The 26,580-nt window shown below is 60.8% G+C and carries 20 protein-coding genes and 1 pseudogene; 12 read left to right on the top strand and 9 right to left on the bottom strand.

Going from position 1 to position 26,580, the window contains the following annotated elements:
- Positions 1–192 precede the first annotated feature (192 nt).
- From M2416_RS10825 to nhoA, 4 genes are all read left to right on the top strand, one after another.
- The gene (locus tag M2416_RS10825; protein WP_259224002.1) at positions 193–897 is read left to right on the top strand and encodes an ABC transporter ATP-binding protein; all 705 of its coding nucleotides are present in this window, start codon (positions 193–195) and stop codon (positions 895–897) included.
- Entirely contained in the window at positions 894–1,862 is a 969-nt protein-coding gene (locus M2416_RS10820; RefSeq protein ID WP_041145392.1) for an ABC transporter substrate-binding protein, read from the top strand. Before M2416_RS10825 ends, M2416_RS10820 begins: the two co-directional genes overlap by 4 nt.
- A gap of 78 nt (positions 1,863–1,940) precedes the next feature.
- The gene (locus M2416_RS10815) at positions 1,941–3,593 is read left to right on the top strand and encodes an ABC transporter permease (RefSeq protein ID WP_259223805.1); all 1,653 of its coding nucleotides are present in this window, start codon (positions 1,941–1,943) and stop codon (positions 3,591–3,593) included.
- A 79-nt stretch (positions 3,594–3,672) separates the two neighbouring features.
- Positions 3,673–4,518 carry an N-hydroxyarylamine O-acetyltransferase gene (nhoA, locus tag M2416_RS10810; protein WP_259223803.1) on the top strand — a complete coding sequence of 282 codons (846 nt, stop codon included), beginning with the start codon at positions 3,673–3,675 and terminating at the stop codon, positions 4,516–4,518.
- 63 nt (positions 4,519–4,581) lie between these two features.
- Here nhoA and M2416_RS10805 read toward each other — a convergent pair whose 3' ends face one another.
- The 7 genes from M2416_RS10805 to M2416_RS10775 all read right to left on the bottom strand — a co-directional run bounded on the left by M2416_RS10805 (position 4,582) and on the right by M2416_RS10775 (position 16,538).
- The gene (locus M2416_RS10805) at positions 4,582–7,362 is read right to left on the bottom strand and encodes a UvrD-helicase domain-containing protein (RefSeq protein ID WP_259223802.1); all 2,781 of its coding nucleotides are present in this window, start codon (positions 7,360–7,362) and stop codon (positions 4,582–4,584) included.
- Between the two features lie 202 nt (positions 7,363–7,564).
- Positions 7,565–8,245, bottom strand: coding sequence for a respiratory nitrate reductase subunit gamma (gene narI, locus M2416_RS10800; RefSeq protein ID WP_041145407.1), 681 nt, complete (start codon positions 8,243–8,245; stop codon positions 7,565–7,567).
- Positions 8,242–8,937 carry a nitrate reductase molybdenum cofactor assembly chaperone gene (narW, locus tag M2416_RS10795; protein WP_076947208.1) on the bottom strand — a complete coding sequence of 232 codons (696 nt, stop codon included), beginning with the start codon at positions 8,935–8,937 and terminating at the stop codon, positions 8,242–8,244. The genes narI and narW overlap by 4 nt, the downstream gene beginning before the upstream one ends.
- Complete coding sequence (narH, locus tag M2416_RS10790) at positions 8,937–10,463, bottom strand: nitrate reductase subunit beta (protein WP_041145409.1); 1,527 nt, start codon at positions 10,461–10,463, stop codon at positions 8,937–8,939. The genes narW and narH overlap by 1 nt, the downstream gene beginning before the upstream one ends.
- Positions 10,460–14,200: a nitrate reductase subunit alpha gene (locus M2416_RS10785; protein ID WP_076947207.1), complete on the bottom strand. Its 3,741-nt coding sequence runs from the start codon at positions 14,198–14,200 to the stop codon at positions 10,460–10,462. Before M2416_RS10785 ends, narH begins: the two co-directional genes overlap by 4 nt.
- Positions 14,201–14,268: 68 nt before the next feature.
- Positions 14,269–15,657: a NarK family nitrate/nitrite MFS transporter gene (locus M2416_RS10780; RefSeq protein ID WP_259223799.1), complete on the bottom strand. Its 1,389-nt coding sequence runs from the start codon at positions 15,655–15,657 to the stop codon at positions 14,269–14,271.
- Between the two features lie 293 nt (positions 15,658–15,950).
- Positions 15,951–16,538: a TetR family transcriptional regulator gene (locus M2416_RS10775; protein WP_259223797.1), complete on the bottom strand. Its 588-nt coding sequence runs from the start codon at positions 16,536–16,538 to the stop codon at positions 15,951–15,953.
- A 120-nt stretch (positions 16,539–16,658) separates the two neighbouring features.
- Between M2416_RS10775 and M2416_RS10770 the strand changes: the two genes are divergently transcribed.
- Complete coding sequence (locus M2416_RS10770) at positions 16,659–18,158, top strand: MFS transporter (RefSeq protein ID WP_259223795.1); 1,500 nt, start codon at positions 16,659–16,661, stop codon at positions 18,156–18,158.
- On the opposite strand, the pseudogene M2416_RS10765 reads toward M2416_RS10770, so the two are convergent.
- A pseudogene (locus tag M2416_RS10765) lies at positions 18,153–18,988 on the bottom strand (IclR family transcriptional regulator domain-containing protein). The gene M2416_RS10770 and the pseudogene M2416_RS10765 overlap by 6 nt on opposite strands.
- Before the next feature lie 303 nt (positions 18,989–19,291).
- Here M2416_RS10765 and M2416_RS10760 point away from each other — a divergent pair.
- The 7 genes from M2416_RS10760 (at position 19,292) to benD (ending at position 25,536) form a co-directional block, all read left to right on the top strand.
- On the top strand, positions 19,292–20,410 hold the full coding sequence (locus M2416_RS10760; protein ID WP_259223794.1) for a muconate cycloisomerase family protein: 1,119 nt from the start codon (positions 19,292–19,294) through the stop codon (positions 20,408–20,410).
- Between the two features lie 21 nt (positions 20,411–20,431).
- The gene (gene catC, locus M2416_RS10755) at positions 20,432–20,722 is read left to right on the top strand and encodes a muconolactone Delta-isomerase (protein WP_041145415.1); all 291 of its coding nucleotides are present in this window, start codon (positions 20,432–20,434) and stop codon (positions 20,720–20,722) included.
- Positions 20,723–20,797: 75 nt separating this feature from the next.
- Positions 20,798–21,724: a catechol 1,2-dioxygenase gene (catA, locus tag M2416_RS10750; RefSeq protein ID WP_041145416.1), complete on the top strand. Its 927-nt coding sequence runs from the start codon at positions 20,798–20,800 to the stop codon at positions 21,722–21,724.
- Positions 21,725–21,859: 135 nt separating this feature from the next.
- Positions 21,860–23,242, top strand: a complete 1,383-nt coding sequence (locus M2416_RS10745) for a Rieske 2Fe-2S domain-containing protein (RefSeq protein WP_259223793.1) — start codon at positions 21,860–21,862, stop codon at positions 23,240–23,242.
- Positions 23,242–23,727 (top strand): benzoate 1,2-dioxygenase small subunit, encoded by a 486-nt coding sequence (gene benB, locus M2416_RS10740; protein WP_143716777.1) that lies wholly within the window; start codon positions 23,242–23,244, stop codon positions 23,725–23,727. The genes M2416_RS10745 and benB overlap by 1 nt, the downstream gene beginning before the upstream one ends.
- A 9-nt stretch (positions 23,728–23,736) precedes the next feature.
- Positions 23,737–24,753, top strand: coding sequence for a benzoate 1,2-dioxygenase electron transfer component BenC (benC, locus tag M2416_RS10735; protein ID WP_259223792.1), 1,017 nt, complete (start codon positions 23,737–23,739; stop codon positions 24,751–24,753).
- 9 nt (positions 24,754–24,762) lie between these two features.
- Positions 24,763–25,536, top strand: coding sequence for a benzoate diol dehydrogenase BenD (gene benD, locus M2416_RS10730; RefSeq protein WP_076947196.1), 774 nt, complete (start codon positions 24,763–24,765; stop codon positions 25,534–25,536).
- Here the strand turns inward: benD and yddG are convergent.
- Positions 25,533–26,411 carry an aromatic amino acid DMT transporter YddG gene (gene yddG / locus M2416_RS10725; RefSeq protein ID WP_041145421.1) on the bottom strand — a complete coding sequence of 293 codons (879 nt, stop codon included), beginning with the start codon at positions 26,409–26,411 and terminating at the stop codon, positions 25,533–25,535. The two genes, benD and yddG, sit on opposite strands and share 4 nt — an antisense overlap.
- Positions 26,412–26,580 lie beyond the last annotated feature (169 nt).

The following is a 26,580-nucleotide window of genomic DNA, read 5'->3' as shown; positions in this document are numbered from 1 at the left end:
GGTCTGATGCCAGACAACACGTTAAGCCGCAATGAAAATGTAATCAATACGTCATCCAGGCTCCCTATAGTTGGCGGCACTAAGTCCCAAAGAGGATAACAACATGTTAGCTCCCCTGTATTTATCGCAGGTGGGCGCGGCCCGGCGGTTTTTGACCGTCGGTAGAGTATCGCTTTCCCAACGGGGAGGGCGATAATGCGCGCGCTTACCGGCATCAAGCTTGATAGCGTCTCCTTCGCTTTCGGCGCCAATACCGTTCTCAATAATATCGATCTGCATATCGAAGCGGGCAGCATCGTCGCGCTGCTGGGGCCATCCGGCTGCGGCAAAAGCACGCTGCTGCGCCTGCTGGCCGGGCTCACCGTACCCGCCAGCGGCGAGATTCGCTTTGGCGACCGCCTGGTGGCGAAAGCCGGCTGGGGTATGGCCCCGGAGCAGCGCGATATCGGCATGGTTTTCCAGGATTACGCCCTGTGGCCGCACATGACCGTGGCGCAAAACATCGCTTTTCCGCTGCGCATGCGCGGGGTGCCTCGCGGCGAACGCCAGACGCGGGTCAACGCCGCGCTGGTGAGGGTCGGGCTGACCGGCTTTGCCGAGCGTAAACCCTCCGGCCTCTCCGGCGGCCAGCAGCAGCGCGTCGCGCTGGCGCGGGCCATCGTTGCCGAACCTCGCGTGCTGCTGTTTGACGAACCCCTCTCTAATCTTGACAGCGAGCTGCGCGAATCGCTGTGCATCGAGATGAGCCGTCTGCTGCGCCAGCTTGGCATCACTGCCGTCTACGTCACCCACGACCGCCGCGAAGCAGAGCTGCTGGCTGACCGCATTGTGCATTTATCGGCGGGCAGCGTTGCTGCTGTCCGCATTGTTACTTCATCCTCAGGGGAATCCGCATGAAATCCGTTATGACCTTTAAGAAAGGAGCAGCGCTCGCGATGATGCTGTCGGCCACGATGATCTCCAGCGCCCACGCGCTAACTGTTTACACCGCCGGTCCCGGCACCCTGGCGAAAGGCCTCGCCAGCGGTTACGAAAAGAAAACCGGCGTTAAGGTCAATATCTTCCAGGCCACCACCGGCAAGGTGATGGCGCGGCTTGAGGCCGAGCAGGCCAACCCGCAGGCGGACGTGCTGATCTCCGCCTCGTGGGACACCGCGGAAGATCTGCACGCTCGCGGCTGGCTGCTGGCCTATCAAAGCGCCAACGCCGATAAGGTCCCGGCCAATCTGAAATCGGCTGACTACGTGGCGCAGGGCATTTCGGCGCTGGGGATCGTCTGGAACAGCAAAAGCGGCACCCCGGAGCCGAAGGAGTGGCGCGACCTGACGGAAGCGGCGTTTAAGGATAAGGTGACCACCCCGGACCCTGCGCTGTCCGGCGCATCCCTGGATTTGCTGATCGGGCTGCAGAACGGGATGGGCGATAAGGCCTGGGCGCTGTTCGATGCGCTGAAAAAGAACGGAATGGTGGTCAGCGGGCCGAATGCGCAGGCGGTGACGCCGGTGATGCAGGGCGCGAAAGCGGCGGTATTCGGCGCGGTGGACTACGTCTCTTACGGCAATATTAGCCAGGGCGAATCGCTGAAGGTTATTTTCCCGGCCAGCGGAACGGTGATTGCGCCGCGCCCGATGATGATCCTGAAAACTACCCCGCACGCTGACGATGCCAAAGCCTTTGTCGACTACGTCCTGTCGCCGGAAGGCCAGGCGATGGTGGCCGATGCCTGGCTGATGCCGGCGCGGTCCGACGTCCCGGCGAAGCGCCCGCTGCTTAACGAGCTGAAGGTTCTGCCGACCAGCGGCGACGGCAGCAGCGAACGCCGCGCGGTGCTGGCCCGCTTCAACACGCTCTTCGCGCAGTAATCTGCCTTACCCCTCGCCGCGGCGGCCTGACGTTGGCCTGCGCGCGGCGGGGGGAGCCCTCGCTTGCAGGAAAATACGGTGAATCAAAAACTTATTTCTGGCGCCACGCTAGCGGCGCTGCTGGTGCTGGTGGCGCTGCCGCTGTTTTTTATCGTCTTACAGGCGATATTTCCCCACTTCAGCTCCGGTTCGCTGGCCGGGGCGTTTAGCGGCGTCGCGCCGCTGCTTGCCGATCCGCATCTGCCGGCAATGCTCGGCGGCACCCTGTGGATCGCCTGCGGCGTGGCGCTGGTCAGCGTCGCCATCGGGCTCCCGCTCGGCGTGCTGCGCGGGCTGTTCAATCTGCCGCTGCCGCGCCTTTGGGACCTGCTGTTCTTAATTCCTTTTCTCACGCCGCCCTATATCGCCGCGCTGTCGTGGATGCTGGTATTGCAAAGCAACGGCTATCTGCAGCAGCTCACCGGCTGGGATCTCAACGACCTGCTGTTCAGCCGCAGCGGGATCGTGCTGGTGATGGCGCTGAATATTTTCCCGGTGGTCTATTTTGCCGTCTCCCGCAGCCTGCTGGCGAGCGGGCAGCGGCTGGCTATCGTGGCGCGAGTGCACGGCGCCAGCGCCTGGCGCGCCTTCTGGCATATCACCTTGCCGATGCTCTCTCCGGCGCTGGCGGCGGGCATGCTGCTGGCGTTTACCCTGGCGATTGAGGAGTACGGCGTTCCCGCGGCGCTGGGCTCCCGGGCGGGCGTGGTGATGCTGACCGTCGGAATCGAGAAGAAGCTCGCCGACTGGCCCATCGATCTCAACGGCGCGTCGCTGCTCTCGCTGCTGCTGATCGTTGTCGCGCTGCTGGCCTGGTGGCTGCAGCGCCGGCTGGTGGGGGATAAAGAAGTGACCAGCGTGACCGGCAAACCGGGCGAGAACAGCGGGGCGACGGCGGGCTGGTTTACTCTCCCGGCGCTGCTGCTGATGGCGACGGTCGCCGGGCTGGCGGTGGTGCTGCCGGTGGCATCGACGGTGGTCACCAGCCTGATGGGCACGCTGTCGGGCGGGATCGGCGCGGATAATTTTACCTTTAACCACTTTATTGCGCTGTTTAACCAGCAGGGCGATGCGCTTTCGGCGCTGGGGACCAGCCTTTCGCTGGCGCTGGCCTCGGCGCTGATTGTTGGCCTGCTGGGGCTGGTGGCGGCGTGGCTGGTGCTGATCCAACAAATCCGCGGCAGCGCGATTATCGATGCGCTGTCGCTGATGCCGGCGGCGCTGCCCGGCGTGGTGGTCGGGGTGGGGCTCATTCTGTTGTGGAACCGCCCGTTCTGGCCGGTTTCGCCGTATAACAGCTGGTTTATGCTGCTGCTCTCCTACTGCTGTCTGCTGCTGCCGTGGCCGGTGCGCTACGTGGGCAGCGCCCTGCGCCAGCTCGGTAATAATCTGGAGCCGGCGGCGAGGGTGCACGGCGCTTCGCCGCTGCAGGCGCTGCGCCTGATCGTCCTGCCGCTGGTGTTTCCGGCGCTGCTGGCGGCGATGCTGATGGTGTTTGCGGTCGCCTCGCGCGAGCTGGTGACCTCCCTGCTGCTGGCTCCGGCGGGCACCCAGACCGTGGCGGTGTTTATCTGGCGTCAGTTTGAGCAAGGTTCAGCGGGACAGGGCATGGCGATGGCGACGCTGACCCTGCTCACCGGCCTGACGCTGATGCTGAGCGCCCTGGCGCTGATGCAGCGCAGCGCGCGCTGAGCCGCACGACCGCACAAAAATACCGGTGAGGCGGGAAAAATACGCTATAAATGACGCACACCGAATGCTGGAGACATTGATGAGCCCATTTTTACGCGCCTATTTTTCTCGTCTGGGCTGGACGGGAACCCCTGATGCCTCGATTAACACCCTGCGGACGCTGCATATCCACCACAACAGCGCGATCCCGTTTGAGAACCTCGACGTTCTGCTGCCGCGGGAGATCCATCTGGACGATCGGTCGCTGGAGGACAAGCTGATTAACGCCCGCCGCGGCGGCTACTGCTTCGAGCAGAACGGCCTGCTCGAGCGGGCGTTGAGCGAGATTGGCTTCCCGGTACGCAGCCTGCTGGGGCGCGTGGTGCTGGCGAATCCGCCGCAGATGCCGCCGCGAACCCACCGCCTGCTGCTGGTTGAGGCGGAGGGCGAGCGCTGGATTGCCGACGTCGGCTTCGGCGGGCAAACGCTGACGGCGCCCATCAGGCTGCTGGCGGACGTTGAGCAGCAGACCCCGCACGGGGTTTATCGCCTGCTGCACGAAGGCGAGCGCTGGACGCTGCAGTTCAGCCATCACGAGCACTGGCAATCGATGTATCATTTCGATTTAGGCTGTCAGTTTGCCGCCGATTACGTGATGGGCAATTTCTGGTCCGCCCACTGGCCGCAGTCGCATTTTCGCCACCATCTGCTGCTGTGCCGCCACCTGGCTGACGGCGGGAAGATGACCTTAACCAACTTCCACTTTACCCACTGGGATAGCAGCCGGGTGGTGGAGAAGGTTGATTTACCCGACGTGGCGGCGCTGTATGAAACGCTGCAAACGCGATTTGGCCTCGGGGTGAATGACGCGAAGCACGGCTTCAGCGAGGCGGACCTCGCGGCGGTGATGGCGGCGTTCGATACCCATCCGGATGCGGGTAAATAGCTCGACCTGACGCCTCTGGCCAGGCGGGTTCTCCCTTAGCGCAAGCGCGAGAGAACTCGCCGGTTAGCGGGCGGCAGCGAAGGTGTGCGTTGACGCCAACCTGGCGGGTTTATAGCAGCAGTCCGGGTAGTTTGAACAGGCGTGAAAGCTACCGTGTGGGCCTTTTCGCAGCACGATCGCTCCCTGCTGACAGGCCGGGCAGCGCGACTCCTCAACAGCCTTTCCTTGCGCATCGATGATGGACAAGGCCCCTTCGTGCAGCAGCTCTTCAAGAAAAACAGAATACCGACCTTTGACCGTAAACATCGCGACGCTGCGTCGCGCGCGCGTCAGGGCGACATAGAATAGCCGACGCTCTTCGGCATGAGGGAAACGGTCACCTTCCGGCATTGCCAGGGTGAGTACCGGATCGTCGTAGCGGGTGTTTGGGAAACTACGGCCCTTACGCACCGTCACCATCTCCGGCAGGATGACGTAGTCAGCCTCGCTTCCTTTAGCGCGGTGAATGGTCAAAAATGAGACATCAAGCCATTCGCTAAAACGGAACGAGCGCTCAGGCAGGTACTGCCTGTCAGCGTTATAGCGGCCCAGAACAAATACCGAGACCTTGCCCTTTATTCCCGCAGGGATCTCGCCGTTCTGCACGCCTTTAGCCAGCTTCATAATGAATTCATCGATGGCGCTGGCGAGGCCGTCTTTGTGCTCGACCTGAAAGGCCTGCATAACTGGCCCCAGCTGCGGTGCCGTCGAGTATACGTGTTTGCCAATCTGGTTGGGATTGCGTGAGATAAACTGGCTCGAGATATCGCACAGCGGCTGCGGGCAGCGAAAGGTCCGCTCAAGCTTGAGCGTTTGCCCGTCGCCAAACCAGCTGTGAAAGGCGCTCATGACCGACAGATCTGCACCGGCAAAGCGATTAATCGACTGCCAGTCATCGCCGACGGTAAATAAAAACCGCCCTGGTTTTTGCGTCAACGCGCGGCATAAACGCGCTCGGGCGTACGAGGCATCCTGAAATTCATCTGCCATCACCAGCGCAAAAGGGGATGCGTAGCGACCGCTTTCAAGAGACTCTGCCGCCATATTCAGCATATCTTCAAAATCAATACCGCCTTCGCTCGCCAGTTCGGCGTCCCATTCGCTAAGGACAGGGGCAACCAGATTGAGGAACAGCTGATTGCGATAATGAAGCAGAAGGGACGGGCTCGCGCTAAGCCGTTGGCGAATATCGTTGATGCTCAGAACATTACTCTTGGCGTGGCTAATAAACATCCGCAGCAGGCCCAGGAGCTCATCCTGCTTCATCGGCTGTTCGCCGTTTCCCGGCGCTTCGCGGTGAGGGTCCGGATTAAGCGTGATACCACGCGAGGTCAGTTCATGGGTTAAATGCTCAAAGGCGTTGCCGGAGCGGAGCTGAGCGGAGGTGGTCTCGATCATCGTGGTTCCGCGCGCTTTATGCAGCGCTCGTTTCCACTCAACGCCGGCGAGATAATCCGTAAAATGTTCTGGGGGATGCCCGCTGGCGTTGAGGGCGAAGTGCTCGTGGTAAAGGCCGATATCGGGATAGTAAAAATCCGGGTGATACTGACGGTGATTTTCATCGGCTGTGTCAAATTCATAGGGCGCTTCGTAGCGATAGTTAACCCCGTTCAGGAAAAGCCAATTGCAGATAGCGGCTTCTTCCTGACTGCGGACGCGGTGGTTGTCGATGGTAAGAATGAAGCTGTTTCCCTGAGCATCCCACGCGTTCGCCGCTTCAGCGACGCCGAAAGCAGGTAAATCACGATTAAAAACGAAGCGAAAGATATTCCACTGGACGAAGAAAGCGGTTGAGCTCGCCGTTAAGCGTCCGACGATGGCGCGGAGCTTAAGAATTCCCGCCGTTTGATCGATTGCCCAAACCGGAACGTTTGGCTTTCTCCCGGTAGCCTTCCCAAGAATGGTTAAACCCAGCGCGTGAAAGGTCGAAGTCTCAACCGCTGCGCCCTGAAATCCTGCACGGGTAAAAGCGGTCTTGCACCGTTCGCCCAATTCGTTTGCCGCCTGTTTATTAAAGGCGAGGATAATAATCTCCTGCGCATCGACTATGCCCCGGTCGATGGCATAGGCCGCTTTGGCGACCATAGTAGATGTTTTCCCTGAACCCGCCGAGGCAATCACCTGTACCCGGTTATCAAAACAGATCGCCGCTTTCGCCTGCTCAACGGTAAGCGGCTGGCTTTCAATCCTGTCAAACAGGGATTTACAGGCCTTAAGCTCCCGCTCGGTATGGTCAGCGTTTATCGTTTTCCAGGCCGGACGGTAGTCCATTTTCCACAGCTTGAGGGCGCGCAAAATATCCGGGACTTCAGCCTCCAGTGCGGCAATAAGCAGTGGCTGTTGCAGCAGGTGTGCAATACGCCCGTCGTCAATGCGCGGTTTGGCTGACTCCAGGTCGATCTGCATTTCGTGGGTGAGCCATCGCCGCTGCTGCGCTGCGGTCTCTTCCCGCCGTGCTTTGCGCGCCAGCCAGTCATTGACGTTGCTGATGCTCTGATGAATAAAGGCGAGCTCGGTGAGCCGCTGCGCCGCTGCAGATATTTCCTCGAGCGCGCGCCGCAACTGCGCCGCCTGAGCATTCGGGAGTCCATCGATGACAATTTTCTGCGCATGAGCATCGTGGAAGGTGATATCCGTCCACAACAGCCCGGTATGGAAATGGCAACTGCTTTTATCGTTGATATCAATCTGATGAATTAAACCATTGAGGGAAAGCGACAGTACCGTCTCTTGCAAACTGAGGCGCCACCGCGATGACCGCGTCAGTTTTCGGCCCCAAAATGAGGGAGCCCATTGATTTGCCATGCTGTTCTCAGAATACGTTGCAGCCGCAGCGGTCAGAGCGGCTGCGGTTTTTACAGGACAGGGTTATGTGGCAAGGATAAAGATGTCGTGGCGTAATAACCACGTTATTTATGTAGTAACTTGTGAGCAGATATGAGCGGTGATGACCTACACGCTGGGCCTGTCGCAAACAGGCCCAGCCGTATTGCGCAAAGGAAGAGACTCAGCGCCTTGAGCGCACTACCTGGTAGCGGCGGGTCAGGTACTCGACCGGTGCGCTCCAGACGTGGACCAGCCGGGTGAACGGGAAGATCAGGAAGATAGTCATCCCCAGCACCAGATGGACGCGGTAGATAATCGCCACGCCGTCAAGATGCGCCGAAGCGCCGGCGTGGAAGGTCACCACCGCCTGCGCCCAGTCCACCAGTTTGAGCATCTCGCTGCCGTCCGGGTGCCGGGCGGAGAAGGGGATCGTCGTCAGGCCAAGAATGCACTGAATCAGCAGGATGCTGAGGATCAGAATATCCGCCGTCGACGAGGTCGCGCGAATGCGCGGGTTGGTCAGGCGGCGGACCAGCAGGCCCGCGCCGCCGATCAGCGTCAGCACGCCGCAGGCGCCGCCGAGGATCATCGCCATCAGCTGCTTTTGCGACATCGGCAGGAACCACGAGTAGACCCAGTGCGGCGTCAGCATGCCAAAGAGGTGGCCGAAGAAGATGCCGAGAATGCCGATGTGGAACAGGTTTGACCATAGCACCATACCGCGCTTGTCGAGCATCTGGCTCGAGGAGGCGCGCCAGGTGTACTGGCCGTAGTCGTAGCGCAGCCAGCTGCCGAGCAGAAACACCGTGCCGCAGAGGTAGGGGTAGATATCGTAAAAAAAGACGTTGAGGTACTGTATCATTTCGGGCCTCCGGCACGGACGTCGACGTACTGTGGCGCGACGTCCTGGCTAAAGCGTCGTTGATAGTTTTGCAGCGGGGAGCTGTCGCAGGCGGTGGCTTTATCTTCGATAAATTTCACCTGCTCCTCTTCCCACACCGCATCCAGCGCCTGGCGGGTATCATCGCGCTTTTCACCCGCCACCTGCTTCGTGACACTGTCACTGTTGAGTTTGCTGCCTGCCAGCGCCAGCAGCACGTCAAATAGCTGATAATACTCGCACTGGCGCTGCTTCAGCCGCCCGCCGAGCAGCGCCAGAATCGGCGCGACGTTCTGCAATCCTTCGCGGCTGCCCTCCGGCGGCAGGGTGCTGAGATACTCCAGATACAGCGGTAAATGGTCCGGCAGCTCGCGGCAGTCGATTTGCAGGCCGGCCTGCTCGTACTGATTCATCAGGTCGACCATCGCCTGGCCGCGATCGCGGGACTCCGCGTGCACGTGCTCAAACAGCAGCAGCGAGGTGGCGCGCCCGCGTTCAAAGACTTCGCACCACTCGGCCTGACGGTCGAGCAGCGGCGCGGCCAGCAGCGGTTCAACAAACGCCAGCAGGGCCGGCGCATCGGCGCTGACCAGCGCCAGCGCCTCCTCGCGGTTGTCCCACAGCACGGCGTCCGGGTACTCCAGCAGCAGACCGATTACCTTGAGGATGCGCATTAGTCTCTCTCCCCGATGTTGATCGCATCGATGCGCTGGCTGTTAAACAGGTTGAATTTGGTATCCGAGCCGTGACAGCCGTCGCCGAAGGTGAAGCCGCAGCCGTTTTTTTCCGGGAAGGCGTCCTCCGCCATTTCGCGATGGCTGGTGGGGATCACGAAGCGGTCTTCGTAGTTGGCGATCGCCAGGTAGCGGTACATATCCTCCACCTGCTCGACGCTGAGGCCGACCTCCTCGATGGCGCGGGTATCGGTAACGCCTTCTACGGTTTGGGAGCGCTTGTAGTGGCGCATCGCCATCATGCGCTTCAGGGCGCGCAGCACCGGGCCGGTGTCGCCCGCGCTCAGCAGGTTAGCCAGATACTGCACCGGAATACGCAGGCTTTCGACCGCCGGCAGAATGCTGCCGTTGTTCGGCAGGCCGCCGGCGTCGGCAACCGACTGGATCGGCGACAGCGGCGGCACGTACCAGACCATCGGCAGCGTGCGGTATTCCGGATGCAGCGGCAGCGCCAGCTTCCAGTCCATCGCCAGCTTATAGACCGGTGATTTCTGCGCGGCATCGATGACGTTATGCGGGATCCCCTGCTTCAGGGCCTCCTCAATCACCGCCGGATCGTGCGGGTTAAGGAACACGTCGCACTGACGCTCGTAGAGGTCGGTTTCATGCTCGGTGCTGGCCGCTTCTTCGATGCGGTCCGCGTCGTACAGCAGCACCCCGAGATAACGGATACGCCCGACGCAGGTCTCCGAACAGACCGTCGGCTGGCCGGATTCGATGCGCGGATAGCAGAAGATGCATTTTTCTGACTTGCCGCTTTTCCAGTTGAAGTAGATTTTTTTGTACGGGCAGCCGCTGATGCACATGCGCCAGCCGCGGCACTTGTCCTGGTCGATCAGCACGATGCCGTCTTCTTCACGCTTGTAGATGGCGCCGCTCGGGCAGGTGGCGGCGCAGCTCGGGTTGAGGCAGTGCTCGCACAGGCGCGGCAGGTACATCATGAAGGTGTTTTCAAACTGGCCGTACATCTCTTTCTGCATCGCCTCGAAGTTGCGATCGCGGGCGCGCTTTTCAAACTCGCCGCCGAGCAGCTCCTCCCAGTTGGGGCCCCAGGTGATTTTATCCATCCGCTTGCCGCTGATCAGCGAGCGCGGGCGGGCGGTGGGCAGGTGCTGGCCTTCGGGGGCGGAGTGCAGATGCTGATAGTCGTAGGTAAAGGGCTCGTAATAGTCGTCGATCCCCGGCAGCACCGGGTTGGCGAAGATTTTAGACAGCACGCCGACGCGGCTGCCGAGGCGCGGCGTGAGCTTGCCGGTGATCCCGCGGATCCAGCCGCCTTGCCACTCCTCCTGATCTTCCCAGTTTTTCGGATAGCCGATGCCGGGCTTGGTTTCGACGTTGTTAAACCAGGCATACTCCATGCCTTCGCGCCCGGTCCAGACGTTCTTACAGGTGACCGAACAGGTATGACAGCCAATGCATTTGTCGAGGTTCAGCACCATTCCGACCTGTGAGCGTATTTTCATTTTTTCGCCTCCTGTACCTGATCGCGACCTTCGTCATCCAGCCAGTTAATGTTTTTCATTTTGCGAATCATGATGAACTCATCGCGGTTAGAGCCGACGGTGCCGTAGTAGTTAAAGCCGTAGGCCAGCTGCGCGTAGCCGCCGATCATATGGGTCGGTTTCGGGCAGATACGGGTGACGGAGTTATGGATCCCGCCGCGCCGTCCGGTGACTTCAGAGCCCGGAATGTTCATGATTCGCTCCTGGGCGTGGTACATCATGGTCATTCCGGGGGGCACGCGCTGGCTGACCACCGCGCGGGCGGTGAGGGCGCCGTTGGCGTTGAACGCCTCAATCCAGTCGTTATCCTCAATTCCCAGCTCCTTCGCGTCGGCTTCGCTGAGCCAGACGATCGGCCCGCCGCGCGACAGGGTCAGCATCAACAGATTTTCGCTGTAGGTGGAGTGGATGCCCCATTTCTGGTGCGGCGTCAGGAAGTTCAGCGCTTTTTCCGGGAAGCCGTTGGGCGGGATCTCCTTCATATGGCTGACGCTGCGGGTATCTATCGGCGGTCGATAGACCACGAGGCTCTCGCCAAAGGCGCGCATCCACGGGTGATCCTGATAGAGCTGCTGGCGGCCGGAAAGCGTGCGCCATGGGATCAGCTCATGCACGTTGGTATAGCCGGCGTTGTACGACACGTGTTCGCTCTCGAGGCCGGACCAGGTGGGGCTGGAGATAATTTTGCGCGGCTGGGCCTGGATATCGCGAAAGCGGATCTTCTCATCCTCTTTGTTGAGCGCCAGGTGGGTGTGATCGCGCCCGGTAAATTCGCCGAGGGAGTGCCAGGCCTTCACCGCCACCTGACCGTTGGTCTCCGGCGCCAGGCTGAGGATCACCTCGCTGGCGTCAATCGCGCTATCGATGCGCGGACGACCTTTGGCCGGACCGTCGAGCTTGACGTAGTTCAGCTTGCCGAGGAAATCGACCTCATCCTGGGTATTCCACGAAATCCCCTTGCTGCCGTTGCCCAGCTTGTCGAGCAGCGGGCCAAGGGAGGTAAAGCGCTCCCAGGTCGCCGGGTAGTCGCGCTCAACCACCGCGATGGTCGGGGCGGTTTTCCCGGGGATAAGATCGCACTCGCCCTTATGCCAGTCGAAGACGTCAAAGGGCTGCGACAGCTCCCCAGGGGAGTCGTGCTGCAGCGGCAGCAGCACCACGTCGGTCTCTTTATCAAGGTGGCCGACGCAGACCTCGGAGAAGGCTTTAGCAATATCTTTGTAGATTTCCCAGTCGCTTTTCGCATCCCAGGCCGGGTCAACGGCGGCGGAGAGCGGATGGATAAACGGATGCATATCCGAGGTATTCATATCGTCTTTTTCATACCAGGTGGCGGTCGGCAGGACGATATCGGAGAACAGGCAGGTGCTCGACATGCGAAAATCGAGGGTCACCAGCAGGTCGAGCTTGCCCTCAATGGCGGCGGTCTGCCACTCCACCTCTTCCGGCTTAACGTCGTCCGTTGCCCCCAGTTCATCGCCCTGAATACCGCTGTCGGTGCCCAGCAGGTATTTGAGCATGTACTCGTGGCCTTTCCCGGACGAGCCCAGCAGGTTGGAGCGCCAGATAAACATGTTTCGCGGATGGTTTTTGCCGTTATCCGGCTGCTCGCTGGCAAAGCGGATATCGCCGGATTTCAGCGCCTGGGCGGTGAAGTCGGCGGGAGAGAGTCCGGCGGAATCGGCCTGCTGCTTAATGGTCAGCGGGTTGACGCTCAGCTGCGGCGCCGACGGCAGCCAGCCCATGCGCTCGGCGCGGACGTTAAAATCAATCAGGTGGCCGCTAAAGCGGCTGGCGTCGGCCAGCGGTGACAGCAGCTCCTGGGCGGTGAGCTTTTCGTAGCGCCACTGGCTGGAGTGGTTGTAGAAATAGGAGGTGCTGTTCATCTGGCGCGGCGGGCGGTTCCAGTCGGTGGCGAAGGCCAGCGGCAGCCAGCCGGTTTGCGGGCGCAGCTTCTCCTGACCCACGTAGTGCGACCAGCCGCCGCCGCTCTGCCCGATGCAGCCGCAGAACACCAGCATGTTGATCATCCCCCGGTAGTTCATATCCATGTGATACCAGTGGTTGACGCCGGCGCCGAGGATAATCATCGAACGACCGTGGGTCTTATGCGCGGTATCGGCGAACTCCCAGGCAATCTGCTCGATGTGTCGGCGCGACACGCCGGTGATCTGCTCGGCCCAGGCCGGGGTGTAGGCTTTAAGATCGGCAAAATCCTGCGCCGCGTTGGCGTCATCAAGGCCGCGATCGAGGCCATAGTTGGCGAGCACCAGATCGTAAACGCTCGCCACCAGGCCGCTTTCACCGTTTGCCAGCGCCAGCTGCTTCACCGGCAGCTGATGGATAAGCACCGGATCCTGCTTCACGCTGCGAAAGTGCGGGTTTTCGTTACCGCCAAAGTAGGGGAAGCCCACTGCGGCGACGGAATCCTTGATATCCAGCAGGGAGAGACGCAGCTCGGTCGCGTTACCGGCCGCCAGCTGCTCGAGGTTCCACTTGCCTTTCTCACCCCAGCGAAAGCCGATCGAGCCGTTGGGCGCCACCAGCTCTCCTTCGGCGTTGAAGGCGACGGTTTTCCACTCCGGGTTGTTGCTTTCGCCCAGTCCGTCCAGCAGGTCCGAAGCGCGCAGCATGCGCCCGGGTACCCAGGTACCGTCGTCCCGGCGATCGAGCATCACCAGCATCGGCATATCGGTGTAGTGGCGACAGTAGTTGAGGAAGTAATCGCTGGGGTTATCGAGGTGAAAGCGCTTGAGGATCACGTGGCCCATCGCCATTGCCAGCGCGCTGTCGGTACCCTGTTTGGGCGCCAGCCACTGGTCGCAGAGCTTGGCGACCTCCGAATAGTCCGGGGTGATGGCGATGGTTTTGGTGCCTTTATATCGCACTTCGGTGAAGAAGTGGGCGTCCGGCGTACGGGTCTGCGGGACGTTGGAGCCCCAGGCGATAATGTAGCTGGAGTTGTACCAGTCGGCGGATTCCGGAACGTCGGTCTGCTCGCCCCAGGTCATCGGTGAGGCGGGCGGCAGGTCGCAGTACCAGTCATAGAAGCTCAGGCAGGTTCCGCCGATCAGCGACAGATAGCGGGTGCCGGCGGCGTAGGAGACCATCGACATCGCCGGAATGGGCGAGAAGCCGGCCACGCGGTCCGGGCCGTAGTTTTTAATGGTCCAGACGTTGGCGGCGGCGATCAGCTGGTTGAGCTCTTTCCAGGTCGAACGAATAAACCCGCCTTTGCCGCGGGCCTGCTTGTAGCTCAGGCATTTTTGCCGGTCCTGCATGATGCTGTTCCACGCGTTCACCGGGTCCGGGTGCTGCGTCAGCGCCTCGCGCCACAGCTCAATCAGCCGCTTGCGCGCCAGCGGGTACTTCAGGCGGTTGGCGCTGTAGAGGTACCACGAGTAGCTGGCGCCGCGCGGGCAGCCGCGCGGCTCGTGGTTCGGCAGGTCAGGGCGGGTGCGGGGATAGTCGGTCTGCTGGGTTTCCCAGGTGACGAGCCCGTTTTTAACGTAGATCTTCCAGCTACATGAGCCTGTACAGTTTACGCCGTGCGTGGAGCGGACAATCTTATCGAACTGCCAGCGCTGACGGTAGCTATCCTCCCAGTCACGGTTGGTGTTGTACACCTGGCCGTGGCCGTTGGCAAAGCTTTCGCCTTTTTGCTTAAAGTAGCGAAAGCGATCCAGTAGTTTGCTCATGACATTATCTCCTGACGGGGGATTGCGCCCCCGTGGTTACACTGCTCAACATGTATTTCTTGTTCTGTTTATTTCGTTGCCGGCTTGCGGCGCCCGTAGACCAGCCAGGTCACCAGCACGCAAACCACGTAAAACACAAAAAAGATCTTCATGGCGCCGACCGGAGAGCCGGTCATGGCCAGCGAGGTACCAAAGGCTTTGGGGATGAAGAAGCCCCCAACGGCGCCAATGGCGGAGATAAAGCCGAGCGCGGCGGCGGTATCGGTCACCGCCTCATGCTGGGCCTGTTCGTCGGTCCCGCCGCGTTTTTTGACGCTATCGACGGTGATTTGGCGAAAGATCACGGCGATCATCTGGAAGGTGGAGCCGCTGCCGAGGCCAGCGGTGAGGAACAGCCCCATAAACACCACGTAAAAGGCGAGGAAGCTGCCGGAGCCGGAGCCCGGCAGGGTGAGAAACAGCAGGCCGGTAAACAGCGCCATCAGGACAAAGTTGGCGAGCGTCACGTTAACCCCGCCGAGGCGGTCTGAGATAATGCCGCCAAACGAGCGGGCCAGGGCGCCGATAAACGGCCCGAAGAAGGCCAGTTGCAGGATATTGACGTCCGGGAACTGCGTTTTTGCCAGCATCGCAAAGCCGGCGGAGAAGCCGATAAACGAGCCGAAGGTGGCGAGATACAGCAGGCTCAGCAGCCACATATGCGGCCGTTTTAGCACCGGCAGCTGGTCGCGAATTGACGTTTTGGAACCGGCGATATCGTTCATGCCGAACCAGGCGGCGGCGGTGGCAATCAGCAGCAGGGGAACCCAGATCAGCGGCGAGTTGCCGAGCCAGAGGATCGAACCGTCCGGCTGTTCGGTGCCGCGCACGCCGAGGAAGGTAAACAGCGGCAGGAACACGAAAATCGGTGACAGCAGCTGCATCACGCTGACCCCGAGGTTGCCCAGCCCGCCGTTAACGCCGAGCGCGCTGCCCTGCCTAGCCTTCGGGTAGAAAAAGCTGATATTGCCCATGCTGGAGGCAAAGTTGGCGCCGGCGAAACCGCACAGCAGGGCGATGGCGATAAATATCCAGTACGGCGTCGCCGGGTTCTGCACCGCGAAACCGAGCCACAGGCACGGGATCGTCAATATAACAGTACTGATCACCGTCCAGTAGCGTCCGCCAAATATTGGCACCATAAACGAATAGGGCACGCGTAATATTGCCCCGGAAAGTGAAGGAAGGGCGGTTAATAAAAACAGCTGGTCGGTAGTGAAATTAAATCCGACTTTATTGAGATTTACCGCTACGGCGCTAAATAACATCCAGACGCAGAAGGCGAGTAGCAGGCAGGCAACTGAAATACAAAGGTTTCTTCGCGCAATCTTTTTGCCTTTGTTTTCCCAAAATGCCGGATTCTCGGGTCTCCAGCCTTTCAAAAGGTAATGATTATCTTTCTCATTTTGTGTTGGCATATTGCCCTCGATTGCACCGTAACCAAAGAAAATAGAGATCGGAAAAGGGGAAAATAGAAAATAAAACAGCGTTTGTTATGCAGGCTGGTCGTTTTAATTATTGTAATGTTTGAAAGAATAGATAAAAAAAGCGCGGTAGAAGAAAACACGCTGTGAATAGAGGGTTGTTATTTGTTACAAAATGTAAATAATCTGTAAGGCAAAAGGGGGCTGCCGGCCCTATCCGCAGGTGGGCCGCGCCGCGAGAACGGTGTCAGCCGCCTCCCGGGGGCGGCGGCGTGAGAGGCCAGGGATTATTCAGGAAGGTGTAAAAGCTCTAGTGTTATATAATGGTTTATATATCGACTAAAGGCGGCGTCATCAATCTCCTTCATTCCCAGCGCGTAGATGCCGTCCAGGCCGCAGACGAGGGCGATGAGCCGCCAGGCAATATTCTCCGCGCTATCGGCGGGATGAAACTCCCCGGCCGCGGTTCCGCGCTGAATAATGTTGACGGTCTCTTCGTGCCACAGGCTCATGGTGAGCAGGTAGGCCGCTTTGATATCGCTATCGCTGCTGGAAAGCAGCTGCCCCTCGCGCCACAGGCGAATGTAGGGCTCCAGCCGGCCATCTTCGCTGCCGAGCATAGAAAACAGGCGCTCGTTCCAGCTCGCCGCATCGTCAACCAGCTGGATGGCTAGCATATCCCGAATCAGCTGGACGAAGGCGTGGGCCTTCAGCTCGCCGATGGAGGTGAAGTGGTGGTGCAGCTGCCCGGTGGCCACGCCGGCCTCGCCGGCTATCTGCCGAACGGTCATTGCGCCAAGCCCGCCGCGCAGGGCCACGCGCATCGCCGCCTGCAGGATAACTTCCCGCCGATCTTCCCGACTTAAATAGTTCATATGCTTCCGCCGCACAGTGGTTTTCATCGATAGTAACAAAAAGTTGGACAGTCGTTCAACAATCCGGCAGGATCGCATTCCTGGACGCGTGTCCAATTTAGTTAATTGAGGAAATGTAGTATGTCTCGGCAATGGTTAACGCTAATAGCGATTTTGCTGGTTTATCTTCCAGTGGCGATCGATGCCACGGTGCTGCACGTAGCGGCGCCAACGCTTAGCGTATCGCTGGGAACCAGCAGCAACGAGCTGCTGTGGATCATTGATATCTATTCATTAGTGATGGCCGGTATGGTGCTGCCGATGGGCGCGCTCGGCGACAAAATCGGCTTTAAGCGCCTGCTGCTGCTCGGCAGCGGGATTTTCGGCGTTGCGTCGCTGGCGGCGGCCTTTTCCCCCAGCGCGATGGCGCTGATTGCTTCCCGGGCGCTGCTGGCCATCGGGGCAGCGATGATCGTCCCGGCGACGCTGGCCGGCATTCGTAACACCTTTGCCGAAGCCCGCCACCGCAACATGGCGCTGGGCCTGTGGGCGGCGATTGGCTCAGGCGGCGCGGCTTTCGGTCCGCTGGTGGGCGGAATGCTGCTGGAGCACTTCTACTGGGGATCGGTCTTCCTGCTCAACGTTCCCATCGTGCTGGTGGTTATGGCCTTCAGCGCGCGAATGGTGCCGCGACAGCCCGCGCGACGCGAGCAGCCGCTGAATATGCTGCAGGCGTTGATGCTGATTACGGCGATCCTGATGCTGGTCTTTAGCGCCAAAACGGCGCTCAAAGGGCAGCTTGAGCTGTGGATCACCGGACTGGTAGCCCTCGCCGGCGCGGGGATGCTGTTCTCCTTCGTGCGCCGGCAGCTCTCATCGGCGAGGCCGATGGTGGATATGCGCCTCTTCACGCACCGCATTATTCTAAGCGGCGTGATGATGGCAATGACGGCGCTGATTACGCTGGTGGGTTTCGAACTACTGATGGCGCAGGAGCTGCAGTTTGTGCACGGTAAAACGCCGTTTGAGGCCGGGCTATTTATGCTGCCGCTGATGGTGGCCAGCGGGTTTAGCGGGCCGATCGCCGGGATGATGGTTTCGCGCCTCGGCCTGCGTCAGGTCGCCACCGGTGGGATGCTGCTCAGCGCGTTCAGCTTCCTTGGGCTGTCGATGACCGACTTTAGCAGCCAGCCGTGGCTGGCGTGGGGGCTAATGACGATGCTGGGCTTCAGCGTTGCCAGCGCGCTGCTGGCCTCAAGCTCGGCGATTATGGCCGCCGCGCCAAAAGAGAAGGCGGCCGCGGCGGGAGCGATTGAAACGATGGCCTATGAGCTCGGCGCCGGGCTGGGTATAGCGCTCTTTGGCCTGATCCTGACCCGCAGCTACAGCTCGTCAATTGTATTACCGAACGGTATTGACGGCGGCGCGGCGGAGCAGGCCGCATCTTCCATCAGCGAGGCGATAAATCTGGCCCAGTCGATGCCCGCTATTCCGGCCCATGCGCTGGTTGAGGCGGCCAAAACGGCGTTTATCAGCGCCCACAGCATCGTCCTGGCGACGGCTGGCGTCCTGCTGCTGCTGCTGGCAATGGGGATCTGGCGCAGCCTCGCCAGGGTGCCGCCGGTGAGTGACGCCCTATAGCTGGAGAGAGAGCTCCATGGCGGCCCGGCGCAGCGGCGCCAGGGCCAGCTCTTTTAGCGCTCCGGCGCTCATCGCGGCCGCAGGCACGCCGACGTTGAGCGCCGCCACCACCTGGCCGCCGCGCGACAGCAGCGGCACCGCCAGCGAACACAGCCCAACCTCAATCTGCCTGTCCGCAAGCGCGTATCCCTGCATGCGGACTTTGGCAATTTCCTCGCGCAATCCCGGCAGATCGCAGACCGTATACGGGGTGTAGCGCATTAGCACGGCTCGTGACAACGTCACCTCGAGCTGTTCTTCCGGCAGCGCGCTGAGCAGCACCCGGCCCATCGAGGTGGCCCAGGCGGGCAGGCGGCTGCCGCGCCCGATGTCGACGCTGAGCAGGTTGTTGACCGCGGCTCTGGCGATGTACAGCACGTTATCCCCATCCAGGGTGGCGGCCGAACAGGACTCGCCCAGCGTTTTGCCCAGCGTGTCCAGCGCGGTCTGCGCCACTTTTGCCAGCGGAGTACCGGCAAGGTAGGCGTGGCCCACCGCCAGCACGCGCGGCAGCAGCTCGTAACTGCGGCCATCGGGGCTGTGTACCATCCCCAGCGCCGCCAGGGTATAGAGGCAGCGGCGCACGGCGGCGCGAGAAATTTGCGTTTTCTGGCTGAGCTGCGAAATGGTCAGCCGCTGGCGCTGGGGAGTAAAGGCGTTGAGTACCTCCAGCCCGCGCGCCAGCGACAGCATAAAGTTTGGGTCGTGTTCGGCCTGCCTGGCGCTGAGGGTGGTTGGGGATCTATCGCTCATTGAATTCCTCTCCATTCGAAGACAAAGCTCGCGGGCATCACTATACCCTGCGCATAGCGGGCGGCGGCGGAATGTGCGCGTTTTCCCACCCGGATCACATTATTAACCTCAATTTAACAAGCGCGTCGATAATCGCACAACATTTCGATTATCGCCGTTGACCGTGCCGGTGGCTGCCCCCTATTGTCAAAGGCATCGTCACCTCCCGTTATGGTTGGGGGCACAAAAAGTTATACCCGATATCGACTATGCAGCCGCCGCGCCTGGCCATCTTACCGGAGCCGCAGCGGGCGCTGCGCGAACGATCCCGGGTCCGGCTATTTCACGATTGGGAACAGAAGATGACCGCGACCGTAGAACGCATTGAAAGCTGGCTGGTTGATGTCCCGACCATTCGTCCGCACAAACTCTCAATGGCCACCATGGGCTGCCAGACGCTGGTGATTATTCGCCTCACGCGCTCCGACGGCATCTGTGGGATCGGCGAGGCGACCACCATTGGTGGCCTGAGCTATGGCGTCGAAAGCCCGGAGGCCATCGTCTCCGCCATTACCCACTATCTGACGCCACTGCTCAAGGGCCAGCCGGCGGATAACCTCAACGCGCTCACCGAGCGCATGAACGGCGCCGTTAAAGGCAATACCTTTGCCAAATCGGCGATTGAGACCGCGCTGCTCGATGCCCAGGGCAAGGCGCTGGGGCTGCCGGTTTCGGCGCTGCTGGGCGGGGCGCTGCAGACCTCGCTGCCGGTGCTGTGGACGCTGGCGAGCGGCGATACCGCGAAGGACATTGCCGAAGGCGAACGGCTGCTGAGCGAACGCCGCCATCAGGCGTTCAAGCTTAAAATTGGCGCCCGGGATCTGGCTACCGACCTCAGGCACACCCGCGCGATCGTCGAGGCGCTGGGCGACCGGGCCAGCATCCGGGTTGACGTCAACCAGGCGTGGGACGCCACCGCCGCGGCCTGGGGCTGCCGCGAGCTGGCGGCGATGGGGGTCGACCTTATCGAACAGCCGGTTAGCGCGCAGGATAACGCCGCCCTGGTGCGCCTTAGCCACCGCGTCGAGACCGCGATCCTGGCGGATGAAGCCGTCGCTACCCACTATGACGGCTACCGCCTGGCCCAGCAGGGATTCAGCGGCGCCTACGCGCTGAAGATTGCTAAAGCCGGCGGTCCAGCCAGCGTGTTGGCCCTCGCGCGGGTGGCGCAGGCGGCGGGCATTGGCCTGTACGGCGGCACCATGCTGGAAGGGAGCGTCGGCACGGTGGCGTCGCTGCACGCCTGGTCAACGCTGCCGCTGCAGTGGGGAACCGAGATGTTTGGCCCGCTGCTGTTGAAGGACGACATCATCAGCGTGCCGCTGACCTTCGCCGAGGGGCAGGTCGTTCTGCCGCAGACGTCGGGGCTCGGCGTCGAGCTCGATGAAGATAAGCTGCAGTTTTATACCCGTAAAGCGTAAGCGCACACAGGAGAGAGAGACATGCTGTTCAAAGTGGATATGACCGTCAATATTCCGCTGGGGTTTCCCGGCGCTGAAATTGAGGAGATCAAGCAGCGCGAAAAGGCCTACTCGCAGCAGCTGCAGCGGGAAGGTAAATGGCGGCATATTTGGCGCGTCGCCGGGCTGTATGCCAACGTCAGTATTTTTGACGTGCGGGACGCCGAAGAGCTGCATCAGATATTAATGGGGCTGCCGCTGTACCCGTTTATGGAAATACGCGTGGAGGCGCTCTGCCGTCATCCATCATCGATTCGTGAAGACGATAAATAATAATAATTAACCTCGCGCCGGTTTATATCGGCGTAAACCCTACAAATAAGCTGCAAGCAATAAGTGAGAATCGTGATGAAAAATTCTTTCGTACAACAAGAAGCCGTGCAGAAATTATTACGTGAAAGCGCCGGCCTGAACGTTCCCGGCGGCAACGAGCGCTTTAAAGCTATCGTCCACCGCATCCTCGAAGATATGTGCACCCTGATCGATGATTATAATATTAGCCAGGAAGAGTTCTGGCACGCGGTGAACTATCTCCACGAGCTGGGCGGGCGTCAGGAGGCGGCGCTGCTGGCGGCGGGCCTCGGAATTGAGCACTTCCTCGACCTGCGCCAGGACGCTATCGAAGCCGCCCAGCACCGGGAAACCGGCACCCCGCGCACCATTGAGGGGCCGCTATACGTCGCCAACGCGCCGCTGAGCGACGGCCACGCGCGGATGGATGACGGCAAAGATGCGGGAGAGGTCATGTGGCTACATGGCCAGGTTTGCGACACCCAGGGGCGCCCGGTAGCGAACGCCGTGGTCGATATCTGGCACGCCAACACCCTCGGGAATTACTCCTTCTTCGACCAGAGCCAGGGGGAATATAACCTGCGCCGCCGCATTCGTACCGGCGCCGACGGCCGCTACAGCGTGCGCAGCATCATGCCTTCCGGCTACGGCTGCCCGCCGGATGGCCCGACCCAGAAGCTGCTTGACCAGCTGGGGCGTCACGGCAATCGCCCGGCGCATATACACTTCTTCGTTTCGGCTCCGGGCCACAGGCATTTAACCAGTCAGATTAACCTCAATGGCGATAAATACCTGTGGGACGACTTCGCATTTGCTACCCGCGACGGGCTGATCGCCGACCCGGTTAAAATCACCGATCGCGAGCTTATCCAGCAGCGTAAGCTCGACGGCGCGCATACCGAAGTGTGCTTTGATTTCACCCTCTGCCCGGCGCTAAACGCCGATGAAGAGCAGCGCGGCACCCGCCTGCGCGCGCAGGAGTAAGCCGCTCTTTTAACCCGGACTGCGGCGTCGCGCCCTGTCCGGGCTACCGGTACCATCGCCTTAATTAATCCGTACCGCGTCGTCGTCATCTCGCCACCGCCTTTTAATCCTGAATCATGCAGGAGGACCTGACTCATGCAAAAAACGTACGCAACGTTAAAAGCTAAAATTAGCAACGCATTAATTGTTGACCGTGAAAAGCATATTTATCGCTGTCATCGTTCAATATTTACCGACAGCCAGCTATTTGATTTTGAAATGAAGCATATATTCGAAGGCAACTGGGCGTTCCTCGCCCATGAAAGTCAAATTGCCGAGGCCGGCGATTATTATACCCTGACCCTCGGACGCCAGCCGGTGATTATTACCCGGGATAAAAAGAACCAGCTCCATGCGCTTATTAATAGCTGTGCGCACCGCGGCGCCATGCTGTGCCGGCGCAAAACCGGGAATAAAAACTCCTTCACCTGTCCGTTCCACGGCTGGACCTTTGGCAATAGCGGCAAGCTGCTAAAAGCGAAAGACGAGAGCACCGGCGGCTACCCGGAGACGTTTAAGCACGAGGGCTCCCATGACCTGAAAAAGCTCCCGCGCTTTCAGTCCTACCGCGGCTTTCTGTTCGGCAGCCTCAGCGACGACGTGCAGCCGCTGGAGCAGTATCTCGGCGAGACCCTGAAGATTATCGATCTGATGGTCGATCAGGCGGCCGAAGGGCTGGAGGTTCTCAAAGGCTCCTCGAGCTACGTTTATGAGGGTAACTGGAAGCTGGGGGCGGAAAACGGCGCCGACGGCTACCACGTCAGCGTGGTGCACTGGAACTACGCCTCAACGATGTCGCGGCGCAACTACGAAGCGGAAGGGACGCACTCGGTGGACGCCAACGGCTGGTCGAAAAGCCTCGGCGGCGGCTACGGCTTTGAAAACGGCCATATGCTGCTGTGGACCCGCGCGCTCAATCCGGAGGTGCGTCCGGTTTACGCGCACCGGGCGCGCCTGCAGGCGGAGTTTGGCGAGCTGCGCGCCGACCAGATGGTCAACGAAACCCGCAACCTGTGCCTCTATCCTAACGTCTACTTAATGGATCAGTTCTCCACTCAGATCCGCGTGATCCGCCCGATCGCCGTCGACAAAACCGAAGTGACCATCTGGTGCTTTGCGCCAAAAGGGGAGCCCGACGAGGCCCGTGCCCTGCGTATTCGCCAGTACGAGGATTTCTTTAACGTCAGCGGAATGGGCACCCCGGATGACCTCGAAGAGTTCAGCGCCTGCCAGCGCGGCTACCTCGGCGAGAGCCTGGCGTGGAGCGACCTCAGCCGCGGCGCGCTGCACTGGGTCGATGGCGCGGATGAGCACGCCCGGCACGCCGGATTTACGCCGCTGCTGAGCGGAGTCAAGTCGGAGGATGAAGCCCTGTACATCGCCCATCACCACCACTGGCAGAACCTGATGCTGGCGGCGCTTGATAAAGAGCAGCAGCGCTACGACCAGTCGATCACCCAGCGCGTGGAGGTGGCGTAATGTTGACGCTTGAACAGGTTCGCCAGTTTCTCTACTACGAAGCCCGCCTGCTTGACGATCGCCAGTGGGACGAATGGCTGACGTGCTACAGCCCGAAGGTGGTGTTCTGGATGCCGGCGTGGGGCGATGACGACCGGCTCACCCGCGACCCGCAGCGCGAGATTTCGCTGATCTACTACCCCAACCGCGACGGGCTTGAGGACCGGGTGTACCGCATCAAAACGGAACGCTCCGGCGCCAGCACCCCGGAGCCGCGGACCACGCACACGATCAGCAACGTGGAGCTGACGGGCGAAGGCGAGCAGGGCCTGGAGGTGCGCTACAGCTGGGTGACCTGGAGCCATCGCTACCAGCAGACCGATGCCTATTTTGGCTCGACCTGCTGCACCCTTACCGTCGAAGACGGCAGGCCGCAGATTGTGCGCAAAACCGTGCGCCTGAACAACGACTACATCCGTCAGGTCATCGACGTTTACCATATTTAAGAGGGGCTTATGACCTTTAATATTGCGCTCAATTTTGAGGACGGCATCACCCGCTTTATCCACTGCAACCCCGGGGAGAAAGTGCTGGATGCCGCCTATCGGCAGAAGGTGAATTTGCCGATGGACTGCTCGGACGGCGTCTGCGGCACCTGTAAATGCCGCTGTGCCAGCGGTGATTACGCCCTGGGCGATGACTATCTTGAAGAGGCGCTGAGCGACGAGGAGGCCGCCGCGCGCCAGGTGCTGACCTGCCAGATGATCCCGACCAGCGACTGCGTGATTGACGTGCCGGTGGCGGCGGCGCAGTGCAAAACCGCGCTGGCCAGCGTCGGCGCGGCGGTGGTGGCGGTGAACGCCCTGTCGGAGAGCGCCCTTGAGCTGGTGGTCGCGCTTGACGAAGCGCTGGCGTTTCTGCCGGGGCAGTACATCAATATTCAGGTGCCGGGTACCCCCCACGTGCGCGCCTACTCCTTTAGCTCCCTTTCCGGGGCGCGTGAGGGCCGTTTCCTGATCCGCAACGTGCCCGGCGGCATCATGAGCCAGTGGCTGACGCAGCGCGCGCGGCCCGGCGAGCGGCTGATCCTCAGCGGGCCGATGGGCAGCTTTTATCTGCGCGGCGGCGAGCGTCCGCTGCTGATGCTCGCCGGCGGAACCGGCCTGGCGCCGCTGCTGTCGATGCTGCACACCCTCGTGCAGCAGGGCAGCACCCGCCCGGTGATCCTGGTGTACGGCGTTACCCGCGATAGCGATCTGGTCAAAACTGAGGCGCTGGACGCCTTCGTCGGCCAGCTCTCCGGCTACCGCTGGCTGCCGGTGGTGGCCGACCCGCAAAGCGGCTGTCCGCAGCGTGGGTTTGTCACCGACCATCTCGATGAGTCCATGCTTAACGCCGGGGAGGTTGATATCTACCTCTGCGGTCCGCCGCCGATGGTTAACGCGGTCTCCTCCGCGCTTCGCGACCGCGGCGTTGAGCCGGCCGGTTTTTGGTATGAAAAATTTATCGCCAGCCAGAGCGCGGCGGCATAAGGAGAGAGCATGCGATTTCAGGATAAGGTAGTGGCGATCACCGGCGCGGCCCAGGGGATCGGCCGGCAGACGGCTGAGCAGGCGGCGCGCGAGGGCGCGAGGCTGCTGCTGATCGACCGCTCCCGCTACGTACACGAGCTGGCGGCGACGCTGGCGGAGTCCGGCTGCGACGTGCTGGCGCTGGAGGCCGACCTTGAGCAGTGGGCGAGCACCGAGCAGGTTTTTGCCGAAGGCGTGGCCCATTTCGGCCGCCTCGACGTGCTGATCAACAATATTGGCGGCACCATCTGGGCGCGGCCCTTCGCCGAATATCAGCCGCAGCAGATTGAACAGGAGATCCGCCGGTCGCTGTTTCCGACGCTGTGGGGTTGCCGGGCGGCGCTGCCGTGGATGCTACGCCAGGGCAAGGGCGCTATCGTTAACGTCTCGTCCGTGGCGACCGCGGGCGTCAACCGGGTTCCCTATTCTGCGGCCAAGGGCGGGGTCAACGCGCTGACCCGCTCGATTGCCATGGAGTACAGCGACAGCGGCATTCGCATCAATGCGGTAGCGCCCGGCGGCACCGAGGCCCCGGCGCGCCTGACGCCGCGCAATCGCGAGACGCCGACGGCGCAGGAGCAGGGATGGTATCAGCAGGTGGTCGATCAAACGGTGCAGAGCAGCCTGATGCATCGCTACGGGACGCTGGCGGAACAGGCAAACGCGATCCTGTTTCTTGCCAGCGATGAGGCAAGCTATATCACCGGCGTTACGCTGCCGGTGGCCGGGGGCGATCTCGGCTAGCGTCGGGTCGCGTACCAGCAGAGCAGGGAGCCGGCGCACACCATGCCGGCTCCCTGCCAGAACGACCACGACAGGGACGCGCTCAGCAGTACCGCCGCCAGCGCCGAGGAGAGCACCGGCGTAAAGTACGATGCCGCCGCCAGCAGGCTGACGTTGCCGTGAAGGATCCCTACGTTCCACGCCGCGTAGGCCAGCCCCAGGGCCACCGCGACCATCACCAGCTTGATAACCACCGGCCAGCTAAAGATCATCGGCGGCTGCTCGCTGAACAGAAATTTCAGCCACAGGGTCAGCGCCGTTAATAATACGAACAGGGTGATACCGTTTTTGCCCTTCGCATATTTGGCGGTCACCGTGCAATAGGCCGCCCAGATAAAGGCGCCGACAAATGCCAGAATATAGCTCAGGGGGCTGGAGACGACGTTGCTGATAATTTCATCAATATTCAGGCCATGCTCACCGCCTAATACCCAAACGACGCCAAACAGCGCAATAAATAAGCCGGGAATAACCAGCCAGGTGCTTTTCTGCTGATTAAAGAGAATGGCGAATAAAATCGTCAGGCTGGGCCACAGATAGTTGACCATACCCACTTCGATCGCCTGCTGGCGGGTGCCGGCAAAGCCCAGAGAGAGCGCGAGGCAGATTTCATAGCTGACAAACAGCAGGCTGCCGGCCAGTAAATAGGCGCGCGGAATCTGCCGCAGCTGCGGGAAGCCAACGGTAAACACCAGCAATATACCGCTGAGGCTGTAGATCATTGCCGCGCCGCCTACCGGACCTAACCCTTCGCTCACTCCGCGAATCAAACCGACCATGGTGCTCCACAGCACAATAGCCGCCAGTCCGGTTAACGTTGCCTTTTTCTTTTCCATCTTAAACCTGATGCCAATACGAATTCAGCTTCGATTTATAACACTTTTCTATTCCGCCCGGACGATATTTTCGTCAGCCGTTAATCCTAAGGGAGTAATTAAAGCTGCGGGGCCTGACTATTAAGGGGGCGAGCGTTTTCGACATTGATTTGACGCAATAAAAACAGGG

Origin of the sequence: Klebsiella sp. BIGb0132, from assembly GCF_024810075.1 — a bacterium.
In the GTDB taxonomy this organism is placed as follows: Bacteria; Pseudomonadota; Gammaproteobacteria; order Enterobacterales; family Enterobacteriaceae; genus Klebsiella; species Klebsiella terrigena.
Note: the sequence above shows the minus strand (reverse complement) of the source record. Positions and strands in the feature narration are given on the sequence as shown.